The organism is Candidatus Methanoperedens nitratireducens (assembly GCF_900196725.1).
GTDB lineage: Archaea > Halobacteriota > Methanosarcinia > Methanosarcinales > Methanoperedenaceae > Methanoperedens > Methanoperedens nitroreducens_A.
On record NZ_FZMP01000112.1, the window covers coordinates 18,539 to 41,830 of the forward strand.

General features: G+C 46.4%; 30 protein-coding genes. 22 read left to right on the forward strand and 8 right to left on the reverse strand.

The features are described 5' to 3' along the window. Complete coding sequence (gene oadA / locus MNV_RS08040; protein WP_096205071.1) at nt 1-1,719, reverse strand: sodium-extruding oxaloacetate decarboxylase subunit alpha; 1,719 nt, start codon at nt 1,717-1,719, stop codon at nt 1-3. A 113-nt stretch (nt 1,720-1,832) separates the two neighbouring features. Between oadA and MNV_RS08045 the strand changes: the two genes are divergently transcribed. The 4 genes from MNV_RS08045 (at nt 1,833) to MNV_RS08060 (ending at nt 5,413) form a co-directional block, all read left to right on the forward strand. Next, on the forward strand, nt 1,833-2,984 hold the full coding sequence (locus MNV_RS08045; protein WP_096205163.1) for an LL-diaminopimelate aminotransferase: 1,152 nt from the start codon (nt 1,833-1,835) through the stop codon (nt 2,982-2,984). A 129-nt stretch (nt 2,985-3,113) separates the two neighbouring features. Beyond that, nucleotides 3,114-4,028, forward strand: coding sequence for a polyprenyl synthetase family protein (locus MNV_RS08050; protein WP_096205073.1), 915 nt, complete (start codon nt 3,114-3,116; stop codon nt 4,026-4,028). Between the two features lie 2 nt (nt 4,029-4,030). After that, complete coding sequence (locus MNV_RS08055; protein WP_096205075.1) at nt 4,031-5,056, forward strand: radical SAM protein; 1,026 nt, start codon at nt 4,031-4,033, stop codon at nt 5,054-5,056. Nucleotides 5,057-5,158: 102 nt separating this feature from the next. Next, nucleotides 5,159-5,413, forward strand: coding sequence for a DUF2551 domain-containing protein (locus MNV_RS08060; RefSeq protein ID WP_096205165.1), 255 nt, complete (start codon nt 5,159-5,161; stop codon nt 5,411-5,413). Between the two features lie 193 nt (nt 5,414-5,606). Here the strand turns inward: MNV_RS08060 and MNV_RS21005 are convergent, their stop codons facing one another. From MNV_RS21005 to MNV_RS08080, 4 genes are all read right to left on the reverse strand, one after another. Next, nucleotides 5,607-7,910 (reverse strand): 4Fe-4S binding protein, encoded by a 2,304-nt coding sequence (locus tag MNV_RS21005; protein WP_096205077.1) that lies wholly within the window; start codon nt 7,908-7,910, stop codon nt 5,607-5,609. A gap of 2 nt (nt 7,911-7,912) precedes the next feature. Beyond that, on the reverse strand, nt 7,913-8,755 hold the full coding sequence (locus MNV_RS08070; protein WP_096205079.1) for a CoB--CoM heterodisulfide reductase iron-sulfur subunit B family protein: 843 nt from the start codon (nt 8,753-8,755) through the stop codon (nt 7,913-7,915). After that, the gene (locus MNV_RS08075; protein WP_096205081.1) at nt 8,752-9,345 is read right to left on the reverse strand and encodes a 4Fe-4S dicluster domain-containing protein; all 594 of its coding nucleotides are present in this window, start codon (nt 9,343-9,345) and stop codon (nt 8,752-8,754) included. The genes MNV_RS08070 and MNV_RS08075 overlap by 4 nt, the downstream gene beginning before the upstream one ends. 114 nt (nt 9,346-9,459) lie before the next feature. Further along, nucleotides 9,460-9,729, reverse strand: coding sequence for a hypothetical protein (locus tag MNV_RS08080; protein ID WP_096205083.1), 270 nt, complete (start codon nt 9,727-9,729; stop codon nt 9,460-9,462). A gap of 126 nt (nt 9,730-9,855) precedes the next feature. On the opposite strand from MNV_RS08080, the gene cofC reads away from it, so the two are divergent. From cofC to pdxS, 6 genes are all read left to right on the forward strand, one after another. After that, the gene (gene cofC / locus MNV_RS08085; RefSeq protein WP_096205084.1) at nt 9,856-10,500 is read left to right on the forward strand and encodes a 2-phospho-L-lactate guanylyltransferase; all 645 of its coding nucleotides are present in this window, start codon (nt 9,856-9,858) and stop codon (nt 10,498-10,500) included. Between the two features lie 58 nt (nt 10,501-10,558). After that, on the forward strand, nt 10,559-10,993 hold the full coding sequence (locus MNV_RS08090; RefSeq protein ID WP_096205086.1) for a metal-dependent transcriptional regulator: 435 nt from the start codon (nt 10,559-10,561) through the stop codon (nt 10,991-10,993). 1 nt (nt 10,994) lies between these two features. Further along, nucleotides 10,995-11,900, forward strand: a complete 906-nt coding sequence (locus MNV_RS08095; protein WP_096205087.1) for a metal ABC transporter substrate-binding protein — start codon at nt 10,995-10,997, stop codon at nt 11,898-11,900. Further along, a complete protein-coding gene (locus MNV_RS08100; RefSeq protein ID WP_096205089.1) occupies nt 11,893-12,642 on the forward strand; it encodes a metal ABC transporter ATP-binding protein in 750 nt (249 codons plus the stop codon). Before MNV_RS08095 ends, MNV_RS08100 begins: the two co-directional genes overlap by 8 nt. Beyond that, complete coding sequence (locus MNV_RS08105; protein WP_096205090.1) at nt 12,635-13,435, forward strand: metal ABC transporter permease; 801 nt, start codon at nt 12,635-12,637, stop codon at nt 13,433-13,435. The genes MNV_RS08100 and MNV_RS08105 overlap by 8 nt, the downstream gene beginning before the upstream one ends. A gap of 68 nt (nt 13,436-13,503) precedes the next feature. Beyond that, complete coding sequence (pdxS, locus tag MNV_RS08110) at nt 13,504-14,400, forward strand: pyridoxal 5'-phosphate synthase lyase subunit PdxS (RefSeq protein ID WP_096205092.1); 897 nt, start codon at nt 13,504-13,506, stop codon at nt 14,398-14,400. Nucleotides 14,401-14,502: 102 nt separating this feature from the next. On the opposite strand, the gene MNV_RS08115 is transcribed toward pdxS, so the two are convergent. Then, nucleotides 14,503-15,012 carry a DUF3368 domain-containing protein gene (locus MNV_RS08115; RefSeq protein WP_096205094.1) on the reverse strand — a complete coding sequence of 170 codons (510 nt, stop codon included), beginning with the start codon at nt 15,010-15,012 and terminating at the stop codon, nt 14,503-14,505. Further along, nucleotides 15,009-15,314 (reverse strand): UPF0175 family protein, encoded by a 306-nt coding sequence (locus MNV_RS08120; RefSeq protein WP_096205096.1) that lies wholly within the window; start codon nt 15,312-15,314, stop codon nt 15,009-15,011. The genes MNV_RS08115 and MNV_RS08120 overlap by 4 nt, the downstream gene beginning before the upstream one ends. A 182-nt stretch (nt 15,315-15,496) precedes the next feature. Between MNV_RS08120 and dinB the strand changes: the two genes are divergently transcribed. From dinB to MNV_RS08175, 11 genes are all read left to right on the forward strand, one after another. Then, on the forward strand, nt 15,497-16,585 hold the full coding sequence (dinB, locus tag MNV_RS08125; protein ID WP_096205097.1) for a DNA polymerase IV: 1,089 nt from the start codon (nt 15,497-15,499) through the stop codon (nt 16,583-16,585). A gap of 45 nt (nt 16,586-16,630) precedes the next feature. After that, on the forward strand, nt 16,631-17,350 hold the full coding sequence (locus MNV_RS08130; RefSeq protein WP_143311701.1) for a DUF5714 domain-containing protein: 720 nt from the start codon (nt 16,631-16,633) through the stop codon (nt 17,348-17,350). A gap of 99 nt (nt 17,351-17,449) precedes the next feature. Then, nucleotides 17,450-17,683, forward strand: a complete 234-nt coding sequence (locus tag MNV_RS08135) for an SHOCT domain-containing protein (RefSeq protein ID WP_096205101.1) — start codon at nt 17,450-17,452, stop codon at nt 17,681-17,683. Between the two features lie 42 nt (nt 17,684-17,725). Further along, nucleotides 17,726-18,460, forward strand: coding sequence for a hypothetical protein (locus MNV_RS08140; protein ID WP_096205103.1), 735 nt, complete (start codon nt 17,726-17,728; stop codon nt 18,458-18,460). A gap of 182 nt (nt 18,461-18,642) precedes the next feature. Continuing rightward, complete coding sequence (locus MNV_RS08145; RefSeq protein ID WP_096205105.1) at nt 18,643-19,266, forward strand: class I SAM-dependent methyltransferase; 624 nt, start codon at nt 18,643-18,645, stop codon at nt 19,264-19,266. Nucleotides 19,267-19,347: 81 nt separating this feature from the next. Next, on the forward strand, nt 19,348-19,644 hold the full coding sequence (locus tag MNV_RS08150) for an SHOCT domain-containing protein (RefSeq protein ID WP_218837947.1): 297 nt from the start codon (nt 19,348-19,350) through the stop codon (nt 19,642-19,644). Nucleotides 19,645-19,646: 2 nt separating this feature from the next. Next, on the forward strand, nt 19,647-20,267 hold the full coding sequence (locus MNV_RS08155) for a methyltransferase family protein (RefSeq protein WP_096205107.1): 621 nt from the start codon (nt 19,647-19,649) through the stop codon (nt 20,265-20,267). A gap of 15 nt (nt 20,268-20,282) precedes the next feature. Continuing rightward, nucleotides 20,283-20,603 carry an ArsR/SmtB family transcription factor gene (locus tag MNV_RS08160; protein WP_096205108.1) on the forward strand — a complete coding sequence of 107 codons (321 nt, stop codon included), beginning with the start codon at nt 20,283-20,285 and terminating at the stop codon, nt 20,601-20,603. Further along, entirely contained in the window at nt 20,600-20,923 is a 324-nt protein-coding gene (locus MNV_RS08165) for a DsrE family protein (RefSeq protein WP_179293872.1), read from the forward strand. Before MNV_RS08160 ends, MNV_RS08165 begins: the two co-directional genes overlap by 4 nt. Nucleotides 20,924-20,935: 12 nt before the next feature. Next, entirely contained in the window at nt 20,936-21,463 is a 528-nt protein-coding gene (locus MNV_RS08170; RefSeq protein WP_096205109.1) for an OsmC family protein, read from the forward strand. Between the two features lie 40 nt (nt 21,464-21,503). Further along, entirely contained in the window at nt 21,504-22,463 is a 960-nt protein-coding gene (locus MNV_RS08175; RefSeq protein ID WP_256999996.1) for an aminopeptidase, read from the forward strand. Here the strand turns inward: MNV_RS08175 and MNV_RS08180 are convergent. Beyond that, a complete protein-coding gene (locus tag MNV_RS08180) occupies nt 22,440-22,790 on the reverse strand; it encodes a winged helix-turn-helix transcriptional regulator (protein ID WP_096205111.1) in 351 nt (116 codons plus the stop codon). The genes MNV_RS08175 and MNV_RS08180 overlap by 24 nt on opposite strands. Before the next feature lie 279 nt (nt 22,791-23,069). Between MNV_RS08180 and MNV_RS08185 the strand changes: the two genes are divergently transcribed. Beyond that, nucleotides 23,070-23,264 (forward strand): hypothetical protein, encoded by a 195-nt coding sequence (locus MNV_RS08185; protein WP_096205113.1) that lies wholly within the window; start codon nt 23,070-23,072, stop codon nt 23,262-23,264. Nucleotides 23,265-23,292: the final 28 nt, after the last annotated feature.

A 23,292-nucleotide genomic window follows, 5' to 3' on the forward strand; every position in this document is an offset into this window, starting at 1 on the left:
TTATCCGATGATTAGTAACGTATCCCCGGCGCTCACTGTACTGCCTTCCTTAACTAGTATCTCTTTCACAGCACCAGCGTGGGGAGCATGGATATTGTTCTCCATCTTCATCGCTTCAAGTACCATTACAACATCGCCCTTCGCCACCGAATCGCCTTTTTTGACCTTTACCTTCAAAACCATGCCCTGCATACTTGCAGTAACTGCGCCATCAACAGCCTTTGGTCGTTCAACCACCATCTCCCTGGCGGCTGCGCTTCCCCCTCCGGCGGATATGATCTTTACATCGAACACATCGCCGTCAACCTCGACCTTGAACTCACTGGGCAGTGCGGAGGCAGCCCTCATGTTGTTCGGTTTTGGAGCCTCAAGAGCCTCTTCCTTTGCCTCGCCACGCAGGAACTTTGGTGCTATTGCGGGATACAGGGCATAGGTCAGTATATCCTCGGGTTTTTTGACTATCCCGAGCGCATACGCTTCTTTTGTGACCTTATCAAGCTCAGGGGGCAGAAGGTCGGCAGGGCGGCAGGTGATCGGCTGCTCGTTGCCCAGGATTTTCGTGATTATCTCCTTGCTTATGGGGGCAGGCGTGCGACCGTACAGGCCTTTGACATAATCCTTTACCTCTTTAGGTACGACCTTGTAGCGCTCGCCCATCAGTATGTTCAGTACCGCCTGGGTACCCACGATCTGGCTTGTGGGCGTAACAAGCGGGGGATAGCCAAGCTCTTCGCGCACCCTTGGCATCTCAGCAAGTACGTCGTTATATTTATCAAGGGCGTTCTGCTCTTTTAACTGCGATACCAGGTTTGAGAGCATTCCTCCGGGAATCTGGTATTTTAATACGTTCGTATCTATTCTCTCCGAAATGGGGTCAAGGATACCGCGATATTTTTCCTTTATATCCTCAAAGTACTTCTTGATCTCCGTAAGCAGGAAAAGGTCAAGACCGGTGTCATAAGGCGTTCCCTTAAGTGCCGCTACTGTCGTTTCTGTGGGAGGCTGGGATGTACCCCAGGCAAATGGTGAAAAAGCGGTATCCAGGATATTCACGCCTGCCTCGCATGCAAAAAGGTAGCTCATCGGAGCCATCCCGCTCGTGCAGTGGCTGTGCAGATCGACCGGGATGCTGATCTCTTTTTTCAGGGCTTTTACAAGGTCGTGGGCGTTCTTCGGTGAGATAAGACCTGCCATGTCTTTTATGCAAAGTGAATCGCATCCCATCCCTTCAAGCTGCTTTGCCATCTTGACGTAGAGCGGAATGGGATGGACTGGACTGATGGTGTAGCATACCGTGCCCTGCACATGCGCCCCGACGCGCTTTGCGGTCTTGATTGAAACTTCCATATTCCTTATGTCGTTCACGGCATCGAATATCCTGAAAATATCAACGCCCGTCTCAGCCGCGTGCTCTACGAACTTTACAACGATATCATCCGAGTAGTGCCTGTACCCCACAAGGTTCTGCCCGCGAAGCAGCATCTGGAGCGGCGTCTTCTTGACGGCCTTCTTAAGCGCCCGCAGCCTCTCCCAGGGGTCTTCGTTCAGGTAACGTATCGATGAATCGAATGTCGCCCCGCCCCATACTTCGAGCGAAAAGAATCCCACCTCGTCCATCTTCTCGGCGATGGGAAGCATGTCCCGTGTCCGCATGCGTGTCGCTACGAGGGACTGGTGGGCATCGCGCAGTGTTGTATCCGTGAGTTTTACTTGAGCCATGGTTTCTGCGCCCTATTTGGCTCTATTGTTATTTAATTTGTGGTATTTTTCAGTGCCCTGTTAAAAGGCTCATATCTTATATACCATAAAAACATCTGAAAGCCCGAATGATTATGTACGCCAGCAGGATAACTTCATTACCACCATACTTGTTCGCAGCTATCGACAAAGCAAAGCAGGAGGTTATCAAAAAAGGCGCTGATGTTATCAACCTGAGCATCGGCGACCCTGATTTGCCCACTCCGCCCCATATCGTTGAGGCGATGAAAAGATCGGTCAGTAATCCCGAGAGACACCGTTACCCGTCTTACGAAGGGATGCTGGCTTTCAGGACGGCTGTTGCCGCCTGGATTAAAAAGACCATGAAAGTAGACCTAAACCCTGAGGACGAGGTTCTTACCCTGATAGGCTCAAAAGAGGGCATAGCCCATATCCCTCTTGCATTTTTAAATCCCGGCGAAGTTTCTCTCGTGCCCGACCCTGCGTACCCGGTGTACAACATCGGGACGATACTGGCGGACGGCAAACCCCACAAAATGCCGCTCCTTGCGGAGAACGATTTTCTTCCCGACCTTGATGCAATACCAGCAAGAGTAGCGGAAAAAGCGAAAATTATGTTTATCAACTATCCCAACAATCCCACCTCTGCAACAGCCTCCATAAAGTTCTTTGAAGAGGTGGTGGACTTTGCGAACGAGAATGACGTACTGGTCGTCCATGACAATGCCTATTCGGAGATGACCTACGATGGCTATAAAGCGCCGAGTTTCCTTAGTGTAAACGGTGCAAAGGAGATAGGAGTCGAGATGCATTCCCTCTCAAAAACATACAATATGACGGGATGGCGGATCGGTTATGCAATCGGGAACCGCGATATACTCAGCGGTCTTGGGAAGGTTAAGACCAACGTGGATTCGGGCGCGTTTGAGGCTGTCCAGGAGGCGGGTATTGCGGCGCTTTACGGTCCCCAGGATTGTGTCCGTGAAATGAACGGCGTATATAAGGAAAGGCGGGATGCCCTGCTGGCAGGGTTAAAAGAATTGGGATTCGAAGTAAAACCGCCAAAAGCCACTTTCTATGTATGGACTCGTGTTAAAGGGAGCTCGCTTGATTTCTCAAGGATGCTGCTTGAAAAGGCAGGGATCGTGGCAACGCCGGGCGTAGGGTTCGGTGAATACGGCGAGGGCTACATAAGGTTCGCCCTGACACAGCCCGTGGACAGGATCAATGAAGCTGTTGAAAGAATGCGTAAACTTGGGATTTAAAACTTCATGAAAATTCATATTAGATTAATCGAATTCAGAAAAGCCTATTTACGATAAAGTTAAAATCATAAGGGAATATGCGTTTGAATAGAAACTCTTTTGTGTGCTTCGGTTATAGGGGGGTAGGTAATGGACATTGAAGAGCTTTTAACAGAGCGCGCAGCACTTGTCGATTCCGAGCTTCCGGTTCTGCTTGAGAATATTAAACCTCCCGAACTCGGGGCTGCGGTAGCTTACGCCATAGCTTCAAAAGGAAAGCGGATACGCCCGGCTCTTGTCACGCTGGCAAGCGAGGCTGTGGGCGGAACAGCCAGGGAGGCAAGCTTTGCAGCCGCTTCTATCGAGCTGATACATTCGTCATCCCTGGTGCTTGACGATGTGATAGATAAATCAGAAAAAAGACGCGGCAGGGATACTATCCATAAATTGTGGGGTACGGACATGGCACTTCTTACGGTCCAGATTCTTGCCGCCCTGTCCCTGAAGATAGCGGCGCGCGACCCGAGGCTCATCCATGCCATAGCAGATTCGTTATTCTACATGGGAGAGGGGGAAGCCATGGAACTCGTTGATTTTGCCAAGGATAAAAAGGGTTATCTTGATCTTGCTTTCCGGAAGACCGGTTCGCTCTTCGGTTCTGCTGCACAGGTCGGCGCGGTCGTAGGCGGGGGAAATGAGCAGCAGATAAAAGGCTTCACCGGCTTTGGCACCCATATCGGCATTGCATTCCAGATACGCGATGATATCCTGGATTGTATCTCAAGGGAAGAAGACCTCGGTAAACCGGTTAAAAAAGACCTTTTCATGGGAAGACCATCAATCGTCATCCTTGATGCCTTGAATTCCGGCATCTCGATTGAGCGGATGATGAAATGCAACAACGGAGAGCTTATGCATCTTGTTTCGGATTCTATAAGTTACGCGGAAAATACGGCACGGGAAGAATTTGAGCTTGCAAAAGGTCATATTGAGGAGCTTGATGAAAGCCTTGCAAAAAGAAAACTTATAGAACTGGGCGAGTATATCATCAACCGAAGCAAGTAACTATGGAAAAGGATAACAGCGGCTCTTTTTTTAATTATCTCCCCGAAGGGTGCCGCATGTGCTACAAGGGGGCGAAGATGGTTCTTTTCGTTACCGGGGTGTGCGGAAAGAATTGTTTTTACTGCCCTGTATCTTATGAGAGGCGCGAGAAAGACGTAATCTTCGCAAACGAGAAACGGGTTAAGAAGGATGATGATATAATTGAAGCAGCACTCTTAATGGATGCTCTTGGAACGGGGATAACGGGAGGCGAGCCTCTGCTGTACCCTGACCGCGTCGTGTACTATATAAAACTCCTGAAGAACAGGTTCGGTGAATCCCACCATATCCACCTGTACACGGCTCTTGCGCCTGGCAGGGAAGTGCTTAAATCGTTAAGGAGCGCAGGGTTGGACGAACTCAGGTTCCATCCGCCTCCTCATCTGTGGGCCAATATCGGTAAGACGCATTACAGGGATTCCATCGTTGAGGCGAATGAACTTGGCATCCGGGTCGGGATCGAGGTTCCTTCCATACAGGCGGATTTCCGTGGTATTTTATCATTGCTGGAAGAAGTCGGAGGTTTCCTGAACCTGAACGAGCTTGAATTTTCGGAAACCAATGCTGATGAACTTAAAAAACGCGGCTTCGTGCCTGTAGATGACGTTTCTTCAGGTGTCAGGGGAAGTAAAGAGGTAGCTGAGTTATTAAATAACAGCAGGCTCCATTTCTGCTCTTCTCTGTTCAAGGATGCGGTGCAGCTCAGAGAGAGGTTCAAACGCATAGCAAAAAGAACGGCGCGTGATTTTGATGAGATAACCGAGGACGGGACGCTTGTTTACGGCATCATCGAGGGAGATGGTCTGGACATCCTGAAAGATGCCGGTGTCACGGAAGATATGTACTCCGTCATGGACAGCTCTATTGAGACAGCATGGTGGATAACCGAGGACCTGGCTGAAGAACTGAAAAGGGCGGGATGCAGGGTGGCGGTAATCGAGCGCTATCCCATGAAAAACGGAATGCCTGTTGAAAAGACCCCTCTTTAGGTATGCAAAGGTATAAACTCTTAAAATTTAATAGTGGAAACGGTGGTCTCGCTGAGTACTGAAGGGAATGAGAAAATAAAAGTGCGCGTAACAAAGTATTTAATGCGCGATGAAACAGGGATACGTAAGTCTGTTTTGAAACTATTCCTGAACAGTAAGCCGTACACCACACAGGAAATATTTGATTCCCTCGTCAGGGAAGGCTTTGATGTAAATTACAGGGGCGTCTCGGCTATGGTGGGTTTGATGAACACAAGGCTTGGCATCCTGAGAATAGATGTAAAAGGCGACCATAATGTGTACTCTCTTAAGTACGAGTATAAGAACGCCGTAAAAATGGTGATGGATAATTACTGAAAAATTTTAAAAAGGCTCTCCGTGCCTCTGCGTCTGGTATGAAAAACAGACACCATTTAAACAACGAACTCGTACGAACTGATACGAACTCACGCAACCGGAGTTCGTATCAGTTCGTACGAGTTCGTTGTTAATGCCTATTTTGTTGTACTTTTTCATACCAGGCGCAGAGAACACAGAGAAATATCGGGATTTACTCTTCTGTAACCTCGGCGCTCTCCTCTTTCTTGCCCCTCTTCTCCGCCTTTGCGCCGGCCTGCGCAGCGAACACGTTCAGGAGGTCTGTCATTTTTTCGTACTGTGCAGTCTCGATGTGCGAATACCGCAGCGGCTTCTTATGTTTTCTTGTCTCCTTTTTAAGTTTCTTGTAAAGCTCATCCGAGCGCGATGTGAGTTTTTCATCAGTTGTACCCTCGATAAGCATTACTCCTGTGGCTCCGTATTCAAAAGCTGCATTTACAACATCGGCATCCAGGATATGGATGGACGGCACGCTCACGAACCTGACGAGTGAAGAGTACTGCTTCCGGTTCACGCCTGCAATATCTGCGGCGGCATAGGCATAAGGGTCGAGGAACACGATAACACCGGGCGCTTCGCCAAGTATTGCCTTAAGCTGCGCCTTCAACTGGTTGCGGGTGTAGTTCCGTATCTCAATGCCTTTTACCGGGCATGCAGGTACGCATATTCCGCATCCGGTACATGCAAGAGGCGACAGCACAGCTTTGCCGCCATCAAGGTTAAGGGCATTATAAGGACAGGCTTTCACGCAATCCCCGCATCCGTTGCATTCCAGGATCATGGGTTTTTCCGGCGGGATGAGGATTATGCCTTTCCCGAGGAACTGCGAGGCTTTATGCGCCGCGCTTATACCTTCCGTGACTGAATCATGTATATCCTTAGGACCGAGCGCGCATCCTGCGGAAAAGGCTGACTGGTTCAACGTATTCACCGGGTCAAGTTTTACGTGCTTTTCTTCTACGAACCCGTCATCTCCCAGGGGCACGCCGAGTTTATCCGCAAGTTCTTTTGTTCCTGCGGATGGCACGAGCGCAGGGCACAGCACTACCATGTCGAATACCTCGCGTCCTTTCATGCCGAGGTTCGTATCCTCGTACTGCACCATGAGCGTGCCATCGGGTTTAGGGATTATTTCAGCAATTTTTCCGCGAACGTAGTTCACGCCTTTTTCCTGCGTGTGGTGGTAGAACTCCTCAAACCGCCTTCCCGCAGAACGCATATCGATATAGAATATCCATGCCTCGGCATCGCCTTTCATCTTCATGACAAGCTGAGCCTGTTTCTGCGAGTAGATGCAGCATACCTTTGAGCAGTATTTCTTTCCTCTTCCTGTGAAATCCCGGCTTCCGGCGCACAGCACAAAAGCCACACGGTTGGGGAATGAGCCGTCCGCCTTCTGCAGCCTCATGCCGGTCTTGCTCTTTGCCGAGAGCATCTCTTCGAATTCAATTGCAGTCAGGAGGTTGGGTGCAGGATAGTTGTATTCTTCGATAACCGACAGGTCAAGAGGCTCAAAACCCGTAGCTATTGCGACAGCTCCGACAGAGATAGTACTTGTCTCCTCTTTTGCTTCCAGGTTTACGGCATCGCGCGGGCACACTTTCACGCATGCGCCACACTGCTTGCACTTGGACATGTCTATCATATATGCCTGCGGGACAGCCTGGGCAAAAGGCAGGAATATTGCGCCTGTGGGGCATTTCCTGGCACATGCGCCGCAGGATATGCATTTTTTAACATCTACATAGCGCGGGCTGTGTTTGAGAGTTATGGTGTAATCCCCCGGGCTTCCCTTTACATCCGCAGCCTCTGTCTGTGTAAGCATGGTGATGTTCGGGTGATTGTGCACCGCTACCATCTTTGGCGTAAGAATACACTGGGAGCAATCCAGCGTCGGGAAGGTCTTGGACAGACCGATCATATGTCCGCCCAGGAAAGGCGCCTTTTCTATCAGTATCACTTCATGGTTATCAGCCATTTCAAGGGCTGTGGTTATACCTGCTATGCCGCCGCCCACGACCAATGTTTTATCGACTAGCTTTTTCTCAAGCGGCACAAGCGGCTCTATGGAGCCTATGCGGGCTACTCCACCTTTTATCAGGCATTTGACCTTTGCATCAATGCCGGCTTTATCATGCACCCAGCTCGCCTGCTCCCGTATGTTCGTTATCTCAAGAAGGTTCGGATTGATACCAGCTTTCTTTGCCATGCTCCTGAAAGTCTCAAGATGCAGCTTGGGCGAGCATGAACCTATAACGACCCTATCGATTCTTCCCTTCTCGATGTCGTTCTTGATTCTCTCCTGCCCCTGGCTGCTGCACAGGTAATCCTGGATATTGACGATCAGGTTTTTATCCGTTTTCAGCATATCGGCGACAGCCTGGAGGTCTACAACGTCACTTATGTTCCCGCCGCACCTGCACAGGTACACGCCGATCTTCTTTGGCTGTACATTCTCAGGTTCTTTCTCTGTCATTGTTACCTCCCTATCTTAGCAACCAGTTTATCAGCAGGAACGAGATGCTTGTCCAGTCCCAGTTCTCTGGGACTCATGCCCATGGCAAGACCGATAAGTTGTGTGAAGTAAATAATCGGCATATCATATTTGATATTATATTTTGATTCTACTGCTTTCTGTTTGGCATCAAGCTGGAGATGGCACATCGGGCATGTCACTACCATGCAGTCTGCGCCGGATTCCTTTGCCATGGCAAGCAGGTCTTTTGCAAGGCTCAGAGCTAAATCCTCATTCGTTATGAGAACCGGACCCCCGCAGCATTTCGTTTTATAATAGTATTTTACAGGCTCCGCTCCCAGGGTCGAAATGAGATTGTCCAGCGATTTAGGATTTTCAGGGCTGTCGAACCTGTTCTCAGGTCTTGTCAGCAGGCAGCCGTAATAGGGTACGGCTTTTATTTTTAACGGCTTTTTGACACTCTCTGCCAGTTTTGCAAGCCCGTAGTCTTTTACTATGACCTCAAGCAGGTGTTTTGGTTTTGTATTCCCGTCGTATTTATTTTTGAGTTTTCCATTTATCATATTTTTTAAAGTTGCATCCTCAAGCGCGGTATTGGCGCGCATCAGGTTTGAATAACAAAGGTTGCACGGGGTTGCTATATCAAGCCCATTTGCCGAGGCAAGCGTTCTTGCCGAGAGCGCCGCTCGTACGTTCCTGTCGGGTACGTGCAGAGCGCCGCAGCAGTTCCAGTTCTTGACCTCCTCAAGCCCAATGCCGAGGCGGCGGAATACCGCTTCTACTGACATGCGGTAGTCAATGGCAGTGCCGTGCTGCGCACATCCGGGATAGTATGAGTATTTCATTTTTCAGCCTCCCCGCCTGTATCGGCTGCTTTTTCTTCGTTCTTTTCCTCTTCAGTTTTAAAGATGGCATCAAGTTCGCGTGCATCTTCCATCTTATCAGGCATTAGCGGCAGTTTTCCCCTGGACATAAGCGACAGACCGAAAGGAGCCTGTTTTATCATTCCGGGTTCGGACAGGCTGTATTTTGAGATAAGCAGGAACTCCGAAGCTCTTCCGCTCTTCTTTATCACATCCGAGAAAATGCTATCAAATTTGGAATTCTTGTTCTTTATGCCCTCGGCTATAGCTATCGGCTTTAACGTCTCCATAAGCTCGGTCGGGCGTATCCCCCGCGGGCAGCGTACCGAGCATGAAAAGCAGGTCGTGCATATCCAGATGGTATTGCTGTTCAGCACCTGATGTTTAAGCCCGAGCTGGACCATGCGCACAAGCTGGCGCGGCGTGTAGTCCATCTCATGGCTAACCGGGCATGAGCCCGCGCATATCCCGCACTGCATGCACGTTGGTATTTTCTCGCCGACCGGTGTTTTTAGAACGAGGTCGCGAAAAGCAGTGTCTCTGGTTTCCGGTAGTATTGTTTCTTTTTTCATTATTAATCCTGGAGGAAGGCGTATGAAGATGTCATGTTATATATATCTTATTAGATGACACTTTACGCCTGTAGATACCCCCGCAATTTTGACAAAACACAATTTTTATCCCGCCTACTTTTTCATTATAAAAAATTTACTATTGTATTGAGGAGTGAACTCAGGATGTTCCTCTTTCACTGCATCTATTGATTGTAATAATATATCTTCTTTTGTTGCATCGATTTGGGATTTTTTACCTAAACTGTTCATTCTTAAAGGCTGGTAATACAGTCTTAACATATTTTGCAGAGGGTTGCCCCTCGGTATATGTTCCATTTCTTCTTTCACTTGCTCTCTCATTTCTTTAAGTTTGTTTTTCGCCTCTATTATTTTATTGTTCATGCAGCGTACGTATGCATGTATGTACTCATGGTATATAAATACTTTGGTAGGATTTATCTCATACCATGGCGCACTGGAATGGTCTTTTCCAAAGCTTTTTATCGGTATACCCAGTCTTTTGGAGGTATGAGAGCCGTCATCCCGTTCAAGAAGGGCAACGCCAAATCGAGGTTAGGAAAGCTTCTCTCTGAAAAAGAACGAGAGGAGCTTGCAATGGCGATGCTCAATGATGTTGCAGAGGCGCTGCTTGGCTCGGGGTGTTTCGGGGTTATCGACTTATTGACAACTTCGATCATCGAGGTCAAAGGATTAAACACAGTATTGACTGAAAAAGGACTGAACGAGGCATTGAACGAGTACCTCGGAAAAATGTCCTCGCATTCGATCAATGAACCAGTTCTTATTATAATGGCAGATATTCCGCTTGTTTCGATAAAGAACATCAGGGACATTGCGGCATCCGCTACAGATGTTGTGATCGTGCCGGGGAGGATGGGCGGCACCAATGCCTTATTTATTCGCAACCCATCAAGCTTCCATGTGGATTACTACGGGGCAAGTTTCATAAAGCACAAGGAAATCGCGGCTGGAAGCGGTCTTGAAATTGAGGTCTTTGACTCATTTAATTTAAGTACGGATATTGATGAAGTCGCCGATATTACAGAAATCCTGCTTCATGGGAAAGGACATGCGGCACGTTATCTCAAAAAACTTGGGTTCACAGTGGTGGAAGCAGAAAATGGTGGCAGGGTTGGATTAAAAAAGATATAAATCTTAAGATTTATACCTGATCGATAACTATATTTGGAGTCACTCCAAATTTGGAGATATGAAAGGTATAAATGGACTGGAACTATCCCCGAAAAAGACAGACTATCTCAAATTCATTAAAGAGAAGAAAAAGGTAAAGACTACTGAAATATCCGATAAGTTCAAAGTCGATCCTTCTACGACGACCAAGATATTGCTTGAACTCGCAAAAACAGATCTGATAACCTATACACCTTATCACGGCTGTTCCCTGACAGAAAAAGGTATCAAGTACGCAGAATTCTTAAACAGGCGGCATGGACTTATAGTATGCATGCTGGTAGGTATGGGAATGGATGCAAAAACCGCATGCGAGGCTGCCGGAAGATTTGAATATTTTGTCACGAAAGATGTGGTGGACATACTGTGCAAGAATTTCTCTCATCCTGATCATAGTCCGTGCGGAACCAGGATAAGCCGTGATACCTGCTGTTGCTGTCCGGGAGGTCGCTGAGATGAACTCTGTAAAGTCTGCATTTACTCTTATTTCACTCACTGTGTTGCTTGTGAGCCTAACAGGGTGCATCGAGCAGCCGAAAACAAGTGAAAAAATCAATGTTGTTACGACTTTCTATCCTCTCTACGAATTTTCCAGTCGCATCGGGGGCGATAAAGCTGATGTCTCAATTCTTGTTCCGGCAGGAGTCGAGCCCCACGAATGGGATCCAGTTCCAAGGGATATTATTAAAATAGAGTCTGCCGACATATTTATTTATAACGGGGCAGGCTTTGAGCCGTTTATTGATGAGATAATAAAAAAGATAGAATCCAGGAAATTAATAATTACGGACTCAAGCGAAGGGATCGAGTTAATTAAAGAAGACGGGGTGCCAGACCCGCATATCTGGCTTGACCCCACCCTGGCAAAGTATCAGGTGAATGCCATAGAGAAGGCGTTCATCAGGGTAGATCCTCAGAACAAAGATTATTACAGCAATAATGCGCGTGAGCTTAAGCAGGAGCTTGATGCCCTGGATGAGGAGATATCTAAAGGATTAGCCCCCGCCAAAAAGAAGGTGTTCATAACGTCACATAGCGCATTCAGCTACTTTGCAAGAAGGTATAACCTGACGCAAATCGCAATTTCAGGATTATCTTCGGACATAGAGCCCAGCCCTGCAAAAATAGCCGGGATTGTCAGGCTTGCAAAGGAGAACAACGTGAAATATATCTTTTTTGAAACATTAGCAAATCCGAGGCTGTCCCAGGTTATTGCGAACGAGGCTGGTGCACGGACACTCGTACTTAACCCGATAGAAGGGCTCTCTGAGGAACAAATAAAACAGGGAGCGAATTACTTTACAATAATGCGAGAAAACCTGAAAAACCTCAAAATAGCGCTGGAGGCGGAAAATGGATGAAATAATTATTGAGATGACGGACATTAACCTGGAACGGGGCGATACACGCGTTCTTGAGAATATCAATCTTGTAATTGAGCGCGGGGAGTTTTTAGGGGTCATAGGTCCTAACGGCGCAGGTAAGACCACGCTGCTGAAAATAATGCTCGGTCTCATCAAACCTACGAGCGGCACAATAAGGCTTTTTGGTGAGGATATACATGATTTCAGGGACTGGTACAGGATAGGATACATACCCCAGCATGCCCTGAATTTTGATGAGAACTTCCCGATAAGCGTGCATGAGGTCGTATCGATGGGAAGGTTCGTAAAAAAAGGCATGTTCAAAAAGCTTGGGAAAGAAGACATGAAGACGATCGATGAGGCGCTGGAAATAGTGGGCATGACCGAATATAAGAATAGAAGGATAGGCGAACTCTCAGGCGGTCAGCAGCAGCGGGTATTCATAGCCCGCGCGCTATCAAGCCAGCCCGATTTGCTAATTCTGGACGAACCCACGGTAGGTGTCGATATCATCATGCAAAAAGAGTTCTATGATTTCCTGGAGAGATTGAACAAGGAGAAAAAAATCACACTGGTACTTGCGACCCACGATATCAGCAACATAACCGCCCGTGTCGGAAAAATTGCCTGCATCAACAGGAAGTTGTTCCCTGGATGCCATCCTGAAGAGCTTTTTGCCGGGGCTCTTGTTGAGGGCATGAGGTTCGTGCACCATTTACACGGGGATCAGCATGCTTGAGATTTTCCAGTATGGTTTCATGCAGCGGGCACTGGTCGCGGGATTAATGATAGCTGTCATATGTTCAGCGATCGGCACTTTTATAGTATTAAAAAGGCTTTCGATGATCGGCGACGGGCTTGCGCATATTGCCCTGGGAGGAATAGCTATCGGGCTTTTCTTAAATGTATATCCGGTAATATCAGCCCTGATATTTTCGGTATTGAGCGCACTCGGTATCAACAGCCTGAAGAGAGCCAGGATATATGGCGACCTGGCTATAGCGATATTCTTTTCCGCAGGGCTTGCTGTGGCTGTAGTTATCCTGAGCATTTCAAATGGCTTCAATGTCGACCTGTTCAGTTATCTGTTCGGCAGCATCCTGACCGTAAATGATACGGATTTGCAAATCATCTTTGGGCTGGGTATACTGGTTTTAGGGGCTGTGTTTATTTTTTATAAAGAGCTTTTTTATACCACTTTTGATGAGACATCTGCAAGAGCGGGCGGGATCCCCGTGGAGAAATTAAATACCCTGCTCATCGTGTTAACCTCGGTGACAGTGGTAGTTTCACTGAAAATAGTCGGTGTCCTGCTCGTCTCTTCCCTGCTCGTAGTCCCGGTTGCTACGAGCCTCCAGGTTTCCAGGAGTTTCAGGGGAACGATATTATCCTCAATGGTCTTTGCGGTATTTTCAGTGGTATCCGGCCTGATCATCTCCTTTTATTTCAATTTAGCCGCAGGCGGCGCGATCGTGCTGACCTCTGTTATCGTATTTCTAATAGTGATGATTTATAAAAACAGTGCTGGTTAAATCCGTTTTAGAAAAGGATAAAGGGCGCAAAGTATAATATCTCAGATTATAAGGAAGAATAACAAATTATGCAACTTGAAAAACTCAGACACGGCACAGAACTCCTGAAGCGCGGCTTTGCCAGCATGCAAAAAGGCGGCGTAATAATGGACGTCACCACTCCGCAGGAAGCGCAGATAGCAGAAAGAGCAGGCGCGGTGGCTGTTATGGCACTCCACGCAGTACCCGCGGATATCAGGAAAGCAGGCGGGGTCGCAAGAATGGCAGACCCGCAGGTTATAGCAGAGATAATAGACGCAGTAACAATACCTGTCATGGCAAAAGCCAGGATAGGTCATTTCGTTGAGGCTGAGATCCTTGAAGCGCTCGGCGTGGACATGGTTGACGAGTCCGAGGTGCTCACGCCCGCGGATGAGAGTTTCCATATCGATAAGACCGGGTTCACGATACCTTTCGTATGTGGCGCACGCGACCTGGGCGAGGCGCTCAGGCGGATACATGAGGGTGCAGCCATGATACGGACAAAGGGCGAAGCAGGTACGGGAGATGTGAAAGAGGCAGTCAGGCACATGCGCGCCATCATGGGTGCAATAAGGGAACTGAAAGGCAAAAGTTCTGAGGAACTTACAGCGGTAGCACGCAAAATAGAGGCATCGGTTGAGCTTGTGAAAGAAACGGCAGAATTACAGAGGCTTCCCGTAGTGAACTTCGCGGCTGGCGGCATTGCCACCCCTGCGGATGCTGCGCTGATGATGCGCCTGGGCGCGGACGGGGTTTTTGTAGGTTCGGGGATATTCAAGGCAGAGAATCCTGAAAAAATGGCGTCAGCAATAGTGGAAGCTGTGAACAATTACGATAATGCAGCGATGCTTGCACAGATCTCAAAAGGGCTCGGCGGGGCTATGAAGGGGATCGATATCAGGAATCTGACGGAGAAGGAAGTGCTGCAGGCAAGAGGATGGTAGGGTAGTTTCATCATGAGTATATACTCGTAATTCAACACTTTCTATAAAGAGCCAGCGCCTCATCTTTTATATGCAGTTTCATTATGCCCAGTAGTAATCCATTTATCCCCTCATTGCCATCACTATCTCCGTATACAACTCCGTCGAACACCTCCACCCCATGCGTATCATTTCATTCAAACCTGCAAGTGCCTCCTCTTTCGTCACCAGCTTCATTTTCATCATTCTGAGAAGCAGATAGATTGTCCCGTGATGCTCTATCCCTTCTATTTCAGCCATTCCCCTTGCCTCCTCATCATCCATCAACGCAATGCCATCTAACTCAGAAGCCAGCGCAAGGACATCGGCGTCGCCCTCATGGATCTTGGGGTTCTCTCTCAGATGCTCTATGTATCGCTTATTGGCAGGTGTTTTTACTTTGATTGTTCCGCTCTTAATGAGAGCTTCAATCATGAAAATCTCCGGTCTCCCGCTCTTTTTCCCTTCTTCTACAACCTCCCTGTAAACTGATCTTGTTGTATATTTATCTTCAGAAAAATGCTTTACTTTCTCGATGAGATTCACTTTCCCAAGGTAGATCAGCGGCGTTGCATCAAAAATGAGCGGTTTCATTGCAGCGCCTTTTTAATATCCTTATGTATAAAATTCTCAGATTTGACCCAGACTATGCCCTTTTCACGCACAAGGTCGGTAAAATCCCACACAGAAAGCCCAGCCATTTCCGAAGCTTTTAAAAAGGAGACTTTTCCTTCTTCCAGGGATTTCAGCGCACGCTCCTCCTTCCAGTGCTGCAACCCCTCTGCAAGCAATTTTCTTATCGAAGCTGATTTTTCAAGGGACTCTTCTCTCATAAAAGCCTCAAGTTCCTTAAAAACATCCTCCGGGATGCGTGCAGAAACGCTTATCTCTGTCATGTCTGTATTGTATGCATTGCATACATATAAGGCTTTTCTTTAAGTCGGTGTAGCTATTGCGGTGTTTGAATAAGTCAGTTCAAAGACATGCTCCAAAAATTACTGGATATATTCGGCGTGTTGTGCCGGAAATGTATGAAGTATAACAGGTTTATATTTACTAACCGCTATCTTTTGAAGGAATGTCCAACAATATCTCCAGAATCATCCTCCACATCGACATGGACTACTTCTTCGCCCAGTGCGAGGAAAGAGAGCACCCTGAAATAAAAGGCAAGCCTGTGGTGATTTGCGTCTATTCCGGGCGCGGCGGCGACAGCGGCGCGGTAAGCACGAGCAATTACGAGGCGCGAAAGCTGGGAGTAAAAGCGGGAATCCCGATATATCGCGCAAAGAAGCTTGCTCCAGATGCAGTATTCCTGCCCGTCAATATGGAGCTTTACCGCAGCATCTCTGATGAGGTAATGGAAATCTTGAGGAGTTATTGCGAGAGGTTCGAGCAGGAGAGCGTGGATGAGGCTTTCTGTGAACTCACAGGAAAAGTATCTGATTTTGACGAAGCTAAACTCCTTGCAGCGCGGATAAAAGACGAGATAAAACAGAGAACAGGATTGACATGTTCAGCCGGGGTAGCGCCGAATAAACTTGTTGCCAAGATTGCATCGGATTTCCAGAAACCTGACGGGCTGACCGTCGTGAGACCTGATGAGATATTACGGTTCTTATCATCTCTTAAAATCACAGACCTCATCGGCGTGGGGAAAAAGACAAGTGAAAGACTGAACGAGCTTGGAGTAAAAACCATCGGGGACCTATCAAAACTATCAAAAGATGATCTTATCAGGGAGTTCGGGCAGGCAAAAGGAGCATGGCTAAAGCAGGCATCGCAGGGGATAGACGATTCACAGGTGGAGGAGCGCGAAGGCACAGAGCAGATAGGGCGGATAATCACATTGAAAGAAAATACAAGGGAACTGAAGGTCATACTTGATGCAGTCGATAAGCTTTCAGAGGACGTGTACAGAAAACTGGAAACCCGGAAACTCAGTTTCAAATCCGTTTCATTTATCGCTATCTCCACCGATCTTAAAACCCGTACCAAAAGCCGCACTCTGGGCGCGCCTGCAAAGGACTTTGAGACCCTAAAGTCAACGGCGCATGAGCTTGCAAAAGCCTTTCTCAATGAGCATCATTTTCTCCTTAGAAGAGTAGGGGTAAGGGTGGCTAACCTGGCGGGGGAAAAGGAACAGAAAACGCTCGGTGAATTCTAAATGTCATAACAATATTCATATATTAGAATATCTATTAAGTTGAATATGGATAGCATCAAAAAAACAGAAAACTGTATGATATGCGGAGGGGAGCTGGCATACCTGACAAAAGCCATCCCTGTTAAATGCACGTACTGCGGGAAAGAGGAATCAGCCAGCATTCACTGCCCTGCAGGCCACTACGTATGCAACGAGTGCCATGCGAGCGATTCATTAAATGTCATCACCCAGTTCTGCCTGTCATCGGGCTCAAAAAACCCGCTTGAGATGGCAGGAACGATAATGAAGCACCCGACCATGCCCATGCACGGTCCAGAGCACCATGCCATGATAGCGGCAGTTCTGGTTACTGCCTATAAAAATCTCACAGGCAAAGCGAGCGATGAGGACATCAAAGAAGCTATACGGCGCGGCGCGACCGTGCCCGGAGGCTACTGCGGTCTTTACGGCACGGACGCCGCAGCTATAGCAACGGGCATAGCACTTAGCATAATACTGAAATCAAGCCCTCTGACCGATCATGAGAGGCGGACAGCGAATATGATGACCTCAAGGGCGCTTGTAGCCATTGCGAGCAACAGAGGGGTAAGGTGCTGCAAGCGGAGTACGTTTGCGTCAATCGAGGCGGCGATACAGTACTTCAGGGAGGTACTCAGCGTAGAAATGGAGCATATTCCTGAATCGAAACTAAAATGCGAGCATAGTCACAGGAATAAACAGTGCTCCTATGCGGAATGCAGGTATCATGCCGGAAAGACGGAGTAATCATGGATAATAAAGATTCAACATGCCAGCAGTAAAAAAGATATAATCTCAGTTAACCTAATTATATACTAAATCAATTGTTATTAGTGGAGGTCAATTATGCAATATGGAATGATGGACGGTTATGGTATGGGCTACGGAATATGGGGAATTTTGGGGCTGATATTCTGGATACTGGTAATCATAGGGTTAGTGCTGCTTATCAAATATCTGTGGGAAGGCGTGGGAACGAAGAGAGAACAGGAGTCAGCGCTTGAAATCTTGAAGAGAAGATATGCCAGAGGAGATATAAGTAAAGAAGAATTCGAAGAGAAAAAGAAAGACCTGTTATGAAAAAATAGTATGGGGGGTTCGAAATGAACCGGGAGATAAGATATGGATAAGAAAACTCTTGCTTTGTTAGCTATTGTATTGATTGTTGTAGGTATCGCTGGATTGGCTCTCAGCTCCGTTTACTCTCTTTTCACGGGATATTCGCCGCAATGGGGAGGCTATGGAGGGATGGGTCATGGAGGTATGATGGGCGGTGGAATGATGGGAGGAGGCATGATGGGTGGCCCAAGTGGTATGATGGGATATATGATGCAAATGATGGGCGGGAATATGCTTGTGAGTGGCGGCATCCCATATAATCCAAATGGAAGCATGGTCAGCCTGGAACAAGCCGGGGAAATCGCAAAGAGATATCTTGCCGTCCAGAATAATCCTGATCTGGAGCTTGCTGATTTGGAAGAATGGGAATTCAACTTCTATGTTGAATATAAAGAGAAAAGCACAGGAACCAAAGCATTCCAGATGCTAATAGATAAGTATAGTGGTATTATTTCTCCTGAGATGGGCCCTAATATGATGTGGAACACAAAATATGGTATGATGGGTACACAGCCAGGAGCTATGACCCTGACAAAAGAGCAGGCAACGGCATCTGCCCAGCAATTTCTGGCTTCTCGACTTTCCGGCACGAAAGCAGAAGATAGTGGAGCATTTTATGGCTACTATCACTTTGATGTGAAGAAGAATAATCAAATGTACGGCATGCTGGATGTAAATGGTTTCTCAGGACAGGTATGGTATCATACCTGGCATGGGAATTTCATTCGAGAGGAATAGGAAGTCGTTAAGATTGCACAATACAGATTGAAAAAATTAACATTAACGGCACTGAGAGTATTTGTAGAAATCAAATATCTTGGATATATGGCAACAGCAAGGAATTAAAACATATAGTGCTCTTGAAAGCGATTTGACAAAGTTCGTACTTCTTTTATTCCCATATTTCAAGGATAGAAACCATGACCATAAATAGCGCTAAAATATTTGATAGAAATTGGAAAAAGTATGAAGCGTGGTTTGAGAAGCATAGGACTACTTATTTCTCAGAGCTTAAAGCCTTAAAAAAAGTTATACCTGAGGGTTTTGGTCTGGAGGTTGGTGTGGGAAGCGGAAGGTTTGCTCAACCCCTTGGTGTTAAAATAGGCATTGATCCCTCAAAAAACATGCTGAAGCTTGCAAGAGAGCGTGGTATTCAAGTAATCCAAGGGGTTGGTGAAAATCTGCCATTTAAAGATAATACCTTTGATTTTGTTCTCGTAGTGGTTACTCTTTGTTTTGTGGAAAATCCAGTAAATGTCCTGAGCGAGGCTCGCAGGGTTTTAAAAAGGGGCGGCAGACTGATCGTTGGGGAAATCAATAAAGATAGCCAGTTAGGGCGATTCTATGAGGCAAAAAGAAAGAAAAGTGAGTTTTACAAATTGGCTACTTTTTATTCAGGTAACGAAATTATCGATATTCTGCGCAGTATTGGAATAAAATACGTTGAATCGTATCAGATCCCCCTGCAACCACACGAAATAGAGGAAAAGACAAAAGGAGCGGATAAAGGCGGATTCGTTGTAATAGCAGGTGTGAAGGAATGACGACAAAGGAACATTCATATATACGAATATTCATAATTTAGAATATAGTTTAGAATCCAAAATTGAAGAGATTGATAAAAAATGAGCAACAAAGATTCAACGCTGTGGATAACTATTGCGCTACTTATGGTAGTAATCGTGTTATTCGGAGGCGGAATGATAGGCGGAATGATGGGTTCTGGCATGGGCTTTGGAGCAATCATAATGGTGTTATTCTGGGGAGCAATAATCTGGCTTGTGATTTCACTTATAAATGCTGGAACACAAAAATCACAAGAAACGCCTGAGTCCGCGCTTGCTATCCTGAAAAAGAGATACGCCAGGGGCGAAATAACAAAAGAGCAGTACCTTGAGATGGAAAAAGAACTGACGGAGTAAACATGGTCTGGTACGGGAACTGGGCGGCTGTTATTGCAAGCATTTTATTCTTCACATTTTTTGCCGTGGGATTTGCTTACGCTCCGAGAAAGCGCGACTGGAAAACGCTTGGAATATATGAGGCTTTCATGGTCGCCCTGTTTACAGAGATGTTCGGCTTTCCCCTTACGATTTTCTTTCTATCCTCTATCCTTGGCATCTCGATACAGCCCACAGGCGAAACCGGTCATCTGATAGCAGTTGCACTAGACCGTCTTGGAATACTGGAACTTGATAAAGGGGTATTTCTGGTGATGGCGGTAAGCTCGATAATGATTCTGACAGGGCTTGCCCTGATCGTGCTGGGATGGAGGAAAATACATAAAGCTACAGGGCTGGTGAAGGACGGCATCTACAGATATTCCCGCCACCCGCAGTACCTGGGCATTTTACTGATCACTTCTGCATTCATCATCCAGTGGCCCACTATACTTACAGTGATAATGTGGCCCATCCTGTTGATCATGTATATTCGGCTTGCAAAGAAAGAGGAAAAAGAGATGGAAGAAAAATTTGGTGAAGAGTATCTGAAATATAAAGAAGAAACCGCAATGCTCATTAAAATCTTTAATGTTAAAATATGAACTGGAGTATATAAAATGGACAAGAAAATTTTTGAAATGCATGCAGAGATATGTAAGGTCTTTACAAATCCCAAAAGACTGGAAATAATAAGCCTTCTCAGAGATGGAGAGAAAACAGTGAACGAGCTGACCGAACTGGCTGGTGTGCCGCAGGCAAACGTCTCACAGCATCTCACAGTCTTGAGACAGAATAACGTTGTTACCACAAGAAGGGACGGAGCAAATATTTACTACAAAATCGCAAACCTGAAAATAATGCAGGCATGCGATTTGATGAGAGAAGTTCTTCTGGAACAATTAAAAGAGAATGAAAAGTTAGTAAAGAGGATGCTATGAAAATTGGAATAATAATAAACACTAACGAACCAGAAACTGTGTGGAATGCATTTAGATTCGGCACCACTTCTTTACTAATGGAGCACGAGGTAAAAGTATTTCTTCTGGGTAAAGGCGTCGAGAGTGAAAATATTCAGGATGAAAAATTCAATGTTCAGGAACAGATAGGACTGTTTGTAGAGCATAAAGGTCAGATTTTTGCATGCGGAACCTGCCTGAAACTAAGGCAGATGAAGGGGAGCGAGGTTTGCCCTATCTCTACTATGCATGATATGCTCCATATAGTCGAAGAATCGGATAGGATTTTAGTATTTGGTTAAAAAGGTGAAAAAATGATAGTAAACAGAGTAGATGTAGACAAATTCAAGGAAACAGTTGAAAAAGCAAGAAAAGACCCTGCCAATGGCAAGAAAACAATGGAAATTGAAGGTGAATGGAGGATCGGTAAAACCGGTCCCCAGTTTGAATCAAAGATAAAAACAGAAAAAGGAGGCGAGATCGCCATTCAATCTGATGAGACACTGATTCTGGGTGGCGGCGGCACGGCCCCTAACCCTGTTCAGTACTGCATTTATGGTTTAATAGCCTGCTATGCAGCAACCTTTGCAAAATGGGCTGCTGTGGAAGGAATTGTACTTAAAAGCTTTAAGATAAAGGCTACTTCGAACATGGATCTGACAAGGGCATTTGGTGTCACTCAAAACCCTATATTAGAGCATCTCAAATGGGAAATGATAGTGGATACAGATGCAAATATGGAAAAGTTAAATAGACTGAATGAAATCGCCAAGGAGAGGTGCCCTGGCTATTATTGCGTAACTCATCAGATATTTCCTGAAATTAAAATAATAAAGCAATAACAAATGGTAGAGGATGGCATTTTTCTGAGGGGTTTTTTAGTTGAAAAACAGTATTAAAACGGAAATTCTGCAAACTGCCAGTAAGATTTTAGAAATAAACATGGGCGCAAAGCCCGGGGAATCATTACTCGTAGTAACAGATACCGCAGTTTCAGCATTAATAGCTCAAGCCTTTTTTGATGCAGCCTCCAATATCGGGTGTGAGGCAATGCTGGTCAATATGCTCCCACGCGCCCATTCGGGTAAAGAGCCGCCCGGAGCAATCGCGGTGGCGACGAGGAATGTTGATGTTGTGATCGCGCCGACCAGTAAATCTCTCTCACATACGCAGGCACGTACGAAATGCGGCTGCGGTGGAGCGCGTATGGCCACAATGCCTGGAATAACAGAAGAGATGATGGCCAGTGGGGGGATTACTGCTGACTACAAAAAAGTAAGCAAGCTTGTTCTGGACACGCGTTCCATTCTCAGTTCAGCAAAAGAAATCAGAGTGACCACGAATCTTGGGACAGACGTTGCTTTTGAAGTCAGTGGATGCAAGTGGAAAGCTGATACCGGCTTATGCTGCGCTCCAGGATGCTGTATAAATCTTCCTGCCGGCGAGGTATATGTTGCACCGAAAAATGCAGAGGGAAAAATCGTGGTGGATGGAACCATAAGCGAACTTGGGCTTCTTAGCTCTCCGATAGAGATAACAGTGGAAAACAGGTACATCAGTGAAATAATGGGAGAACGAGCGGATGAGCTTATAACATTGCTTGATAGTGTCGGGAAATTGGCTTATAATATAGCAGAACTCGGTTTTGGGCTTAATCCCGATGCAAGAATGATTGGAAATTCCCTTGAGGATGAAAAAACTGGAGGAACAATACACGTCGGGCTGGGTGACAGCAGCACCATCGGCGGCGATGTTATGGCCGGGATTCATCTGGATGCTATTATAACAAAACCGAGGATATTTGTAGACGGCAGAGAATTAAAGCCTGATATCTCTCAATAATGCCCATTTCATCAAAGGTATTATAGCGTTTCTCAGTTCTACTCCATCTTTTGTTAGTGAGTACTCCACCCTTGGAGGTATCTCAGCAAATGCCTCTCTTTTGATTATGTTCACATCCTCCAGTTCTCTAAGCCTGTCTGCTAATGTTTTTGGGCTTATACCATCCAGCTTTTTTTCAAGTTCATTATAGCGCAGCCTCCGGTTATTCCCTATGGCGCTGATAATCAATAAAGCCCATTTTTTACTCAGGACGCCCATAATGCCTTCAATGGAACACAGGCATATATCATCCTCGTATGCGGCACATTTCCTGCTTCCTTTTTGCATAATTACTTCCTTTTTCGATAGCAGCTATTCAACTTTAAACTTTGTAGTTTAAATACTTTACTAACTGAAGTAAGTATAAAGATAAAAGGAGGTGATAAAATGTGCCAGTGGTGCATCCCGATTAACAAAAATAAGGAGACGCAGTTGCCATACCCTAAAGGGAATAAAAAAGAGGAGAACGAGGGAAAAGAGCAAGAAAATATCCTGAACAGAATCTGAAATCCGACCCCTGCAAGACGCAGGGGGGGGTAATTTTTTCATGCAAAAGAGGTGATAAAAATGGAGATAACAAACATCATTATTCTCTGGCTGCATTATCTGGCAACCGTAGTATGGATTGGCGGGATGGCTTTCAACATAATGGTACTCCGCCCTTCGATGACAGTAATTGAGCAGAACGAGCGATTGAAGATAAGTGATATGGTTCGGATAGTAATGGAAAAAATCGTCAGCAACGGGAAGAGAAGCCCCTGATGAATCTTCCCCTACCGCTGCCGATTTT

Bases quoted from the DNA above. Each gene is read 5' to 3' on its own strand.
- oadA (WP_096205071.1), bottom strand. From the start codon at position 1,719: ATGGCTCAAGTAAAACTCACGGATACAACACTGCGCGATGCCCACCAG.
- MNV_RS08045 (WP_096205163.1), top strand. From the start codon at position 1,833: ATGTACGCCAGCAGGATAACTTCATTACCACCATACTTGTTCGCAGCT.
- MNV_RS08050 (WP_096205073.1), top strand. From the start codon at position 3,114: ATGGACATTGAAGAGCTTTTAACAGAGCGCGCAGCACTTGTCGATTCC.
- MNV_RS08055 (WP_096205075.1), top strand. From the start codon at position 4,031: ATGGAAAAGGATAACAGCGGCTCTTTTTTTAATTATCTCCCCGAAGGG.
- MNV_RS08060 (WP_096205165.1), top strand. From the start codon at position 5,159: ATGCGCGATGAAACAGGGATACGTAAGTCTGTTTTGAAACTATTCCTG.
- MNV_RS21005 (WP_096205077.1), bottom strand. From the start codon at position 7,910: ATGACAGAGAAAGAACCTGAGAATGTACAGCCAAAGAAGATCGGCGTG.
- MNV_RS08070 (WP_096205079.1), bottom strand. From the start codon at position 8,755: ATGAAATACTCATACTATCCCGGATGTGCGCAGCACGGCACTGCCATT.
- MNV_RS08075 (WP_096205081.1), bottom strand. From the start codon at position 9,345: ATGAAAAAAGAAACAATACTACCGGAAACCAGAGACACTGCTTTTCGC.
- MNV_RS08080 (WP_096205083.1), bottom strand. From the start codon at position 9,729: ATGAACAATAAAATAATAGAGGCGAAAAACAAACTTAAAGAAATGAGA.
- cofC (WP_096205084.1), top strand. From the start codon at position 9,856: ATGAGAGCCGTCATCCCGTTCAAGAAGGGCAACGCCAAATCGAGGTTA.
- MNV_RS08090 (WP_096205086.1), top strand. From the start codon at position 10,559: ATGAAAGGTATAAATGGACTGGAACTATCCCCGAAAAAGACAGACTAT.
- MNV_RS08095 (WP_096205087.1), top strand. From the start codon at position 10,995: ATGAACTCTGTAAAGTCTGCATTTACTCTTATTTCACTCACTGTGTTG.
- MNV_RS08100 (WP_096205089.1), top strand. From the start codon at position 11,893: ATGGATGAAATAATTATTGAGATGACGGACATTAACCTGGAACGGGGC.
- MNV_RS08105 (WP_096205090.1), top strand. From the start codon at position 12,635: ATGCTTGAGATTTTCCAGTATGGTTTCATGCAGCGGGCACTGGTCGCG.
- pdxS (WP_096205092.1), top strand. From the start codon at position 13,504: ATGCAACTTGAAAAACTCAGACACGGCACAGAACTCCTGAAGCGCGGC.
- MNV_RS08115 (WP_096205094.1), bottom strand. From the start codon at position 15,012: ATGAAACCGCTCATTTTTGATGCAACGCCGCTGATCTACCTTGGGAAA.
- MNV_RS08120 (WP_096205096.1), bottom strand. From the start codon at position 15,314: ATGACAGAGATAAGCGTTTCTGCACGCATCCCGGAGGATGTTTTTAAG.
- dinB (WP_096205097.1), top strand. From the start codon at position 15,497: ATGTCCAACAATATCTCCAGAATCATCCTCCACATCGACATGGACTAC.
- MNV_RS08130 (WP_143311701.1), top strand. From the start codon at position 16,631: ATGGATAGCATCAAAAAAACAGAAAACTGTATGATATGCGGAGGGGAG.
- MNV_RS08135 (WP_096205101.1), top strand. From the start codon at position 17,450: ATGCAATATGGAATGATGGACGGTTATGGTATGGGCTACGGAATATGG.
- MNV_RS08140 (WP_096205103.1), top strand. From the start codon at position 17,726: ATGGATAAGAAAACTCTTGCTTTGTTAGCTATTGTATTGATTGTTGTA.
- MNV_RS08145 (WP_096205105.1), top strand. From the start codon at position 18,643: ATGACCATAAATAGCGCTAAAATATTTGATAGAAATTGGAAAAAGTAT.
- MNV_RS08150 (WP_218837947.1), top strand. From the start codon at position 19,348: ATGAGCAACAAAGATTCAACGCTGTGGATAACTATTGCGCTACTTATG.
- MNV_RS08155 (WP_096205107.1), top strand. From the start codon at position 19,647: ATGGTCTGGTACGGGAACTGGGCGGCTGTTATTGCAAGCATTTTATTC.
- MNV_RS08160 (WP_096205108.1), top strand. From the start codon at position 20,283: ATGGACAAGAAAATTTTTGAAATGCATGCAGAGATATGTAAGGTCTTT.
- MNV_RS08165 (WP_179293872.1), top strand. From the start codon at position 20,600: ATGAAAATTGGAATAATAATAAACACTAACGAACCAGAAACTGTGTGG.
- MNV_RS08170 (WP_096205109.1), top strand. From the start codon at position 20,936: ATGATAGTAAACAGAGTAGATGTAGACAAATTCAAGGAAACAGTTGAA.
- MNV_RS08180 (WP_096205111.1), bottom strand. From the start codon at position 22,790: ATGCAAAAAGGAAGCAGGAAATGTGCCGCATACGAGGATGATATATGC.
- MNV_RS08185 (WP_096205113.1), top strand. From the start codon at position 23,070: ATGGAGATAACAAACATCATTATTCTCTGGCTGCATTATCTGGCAACC.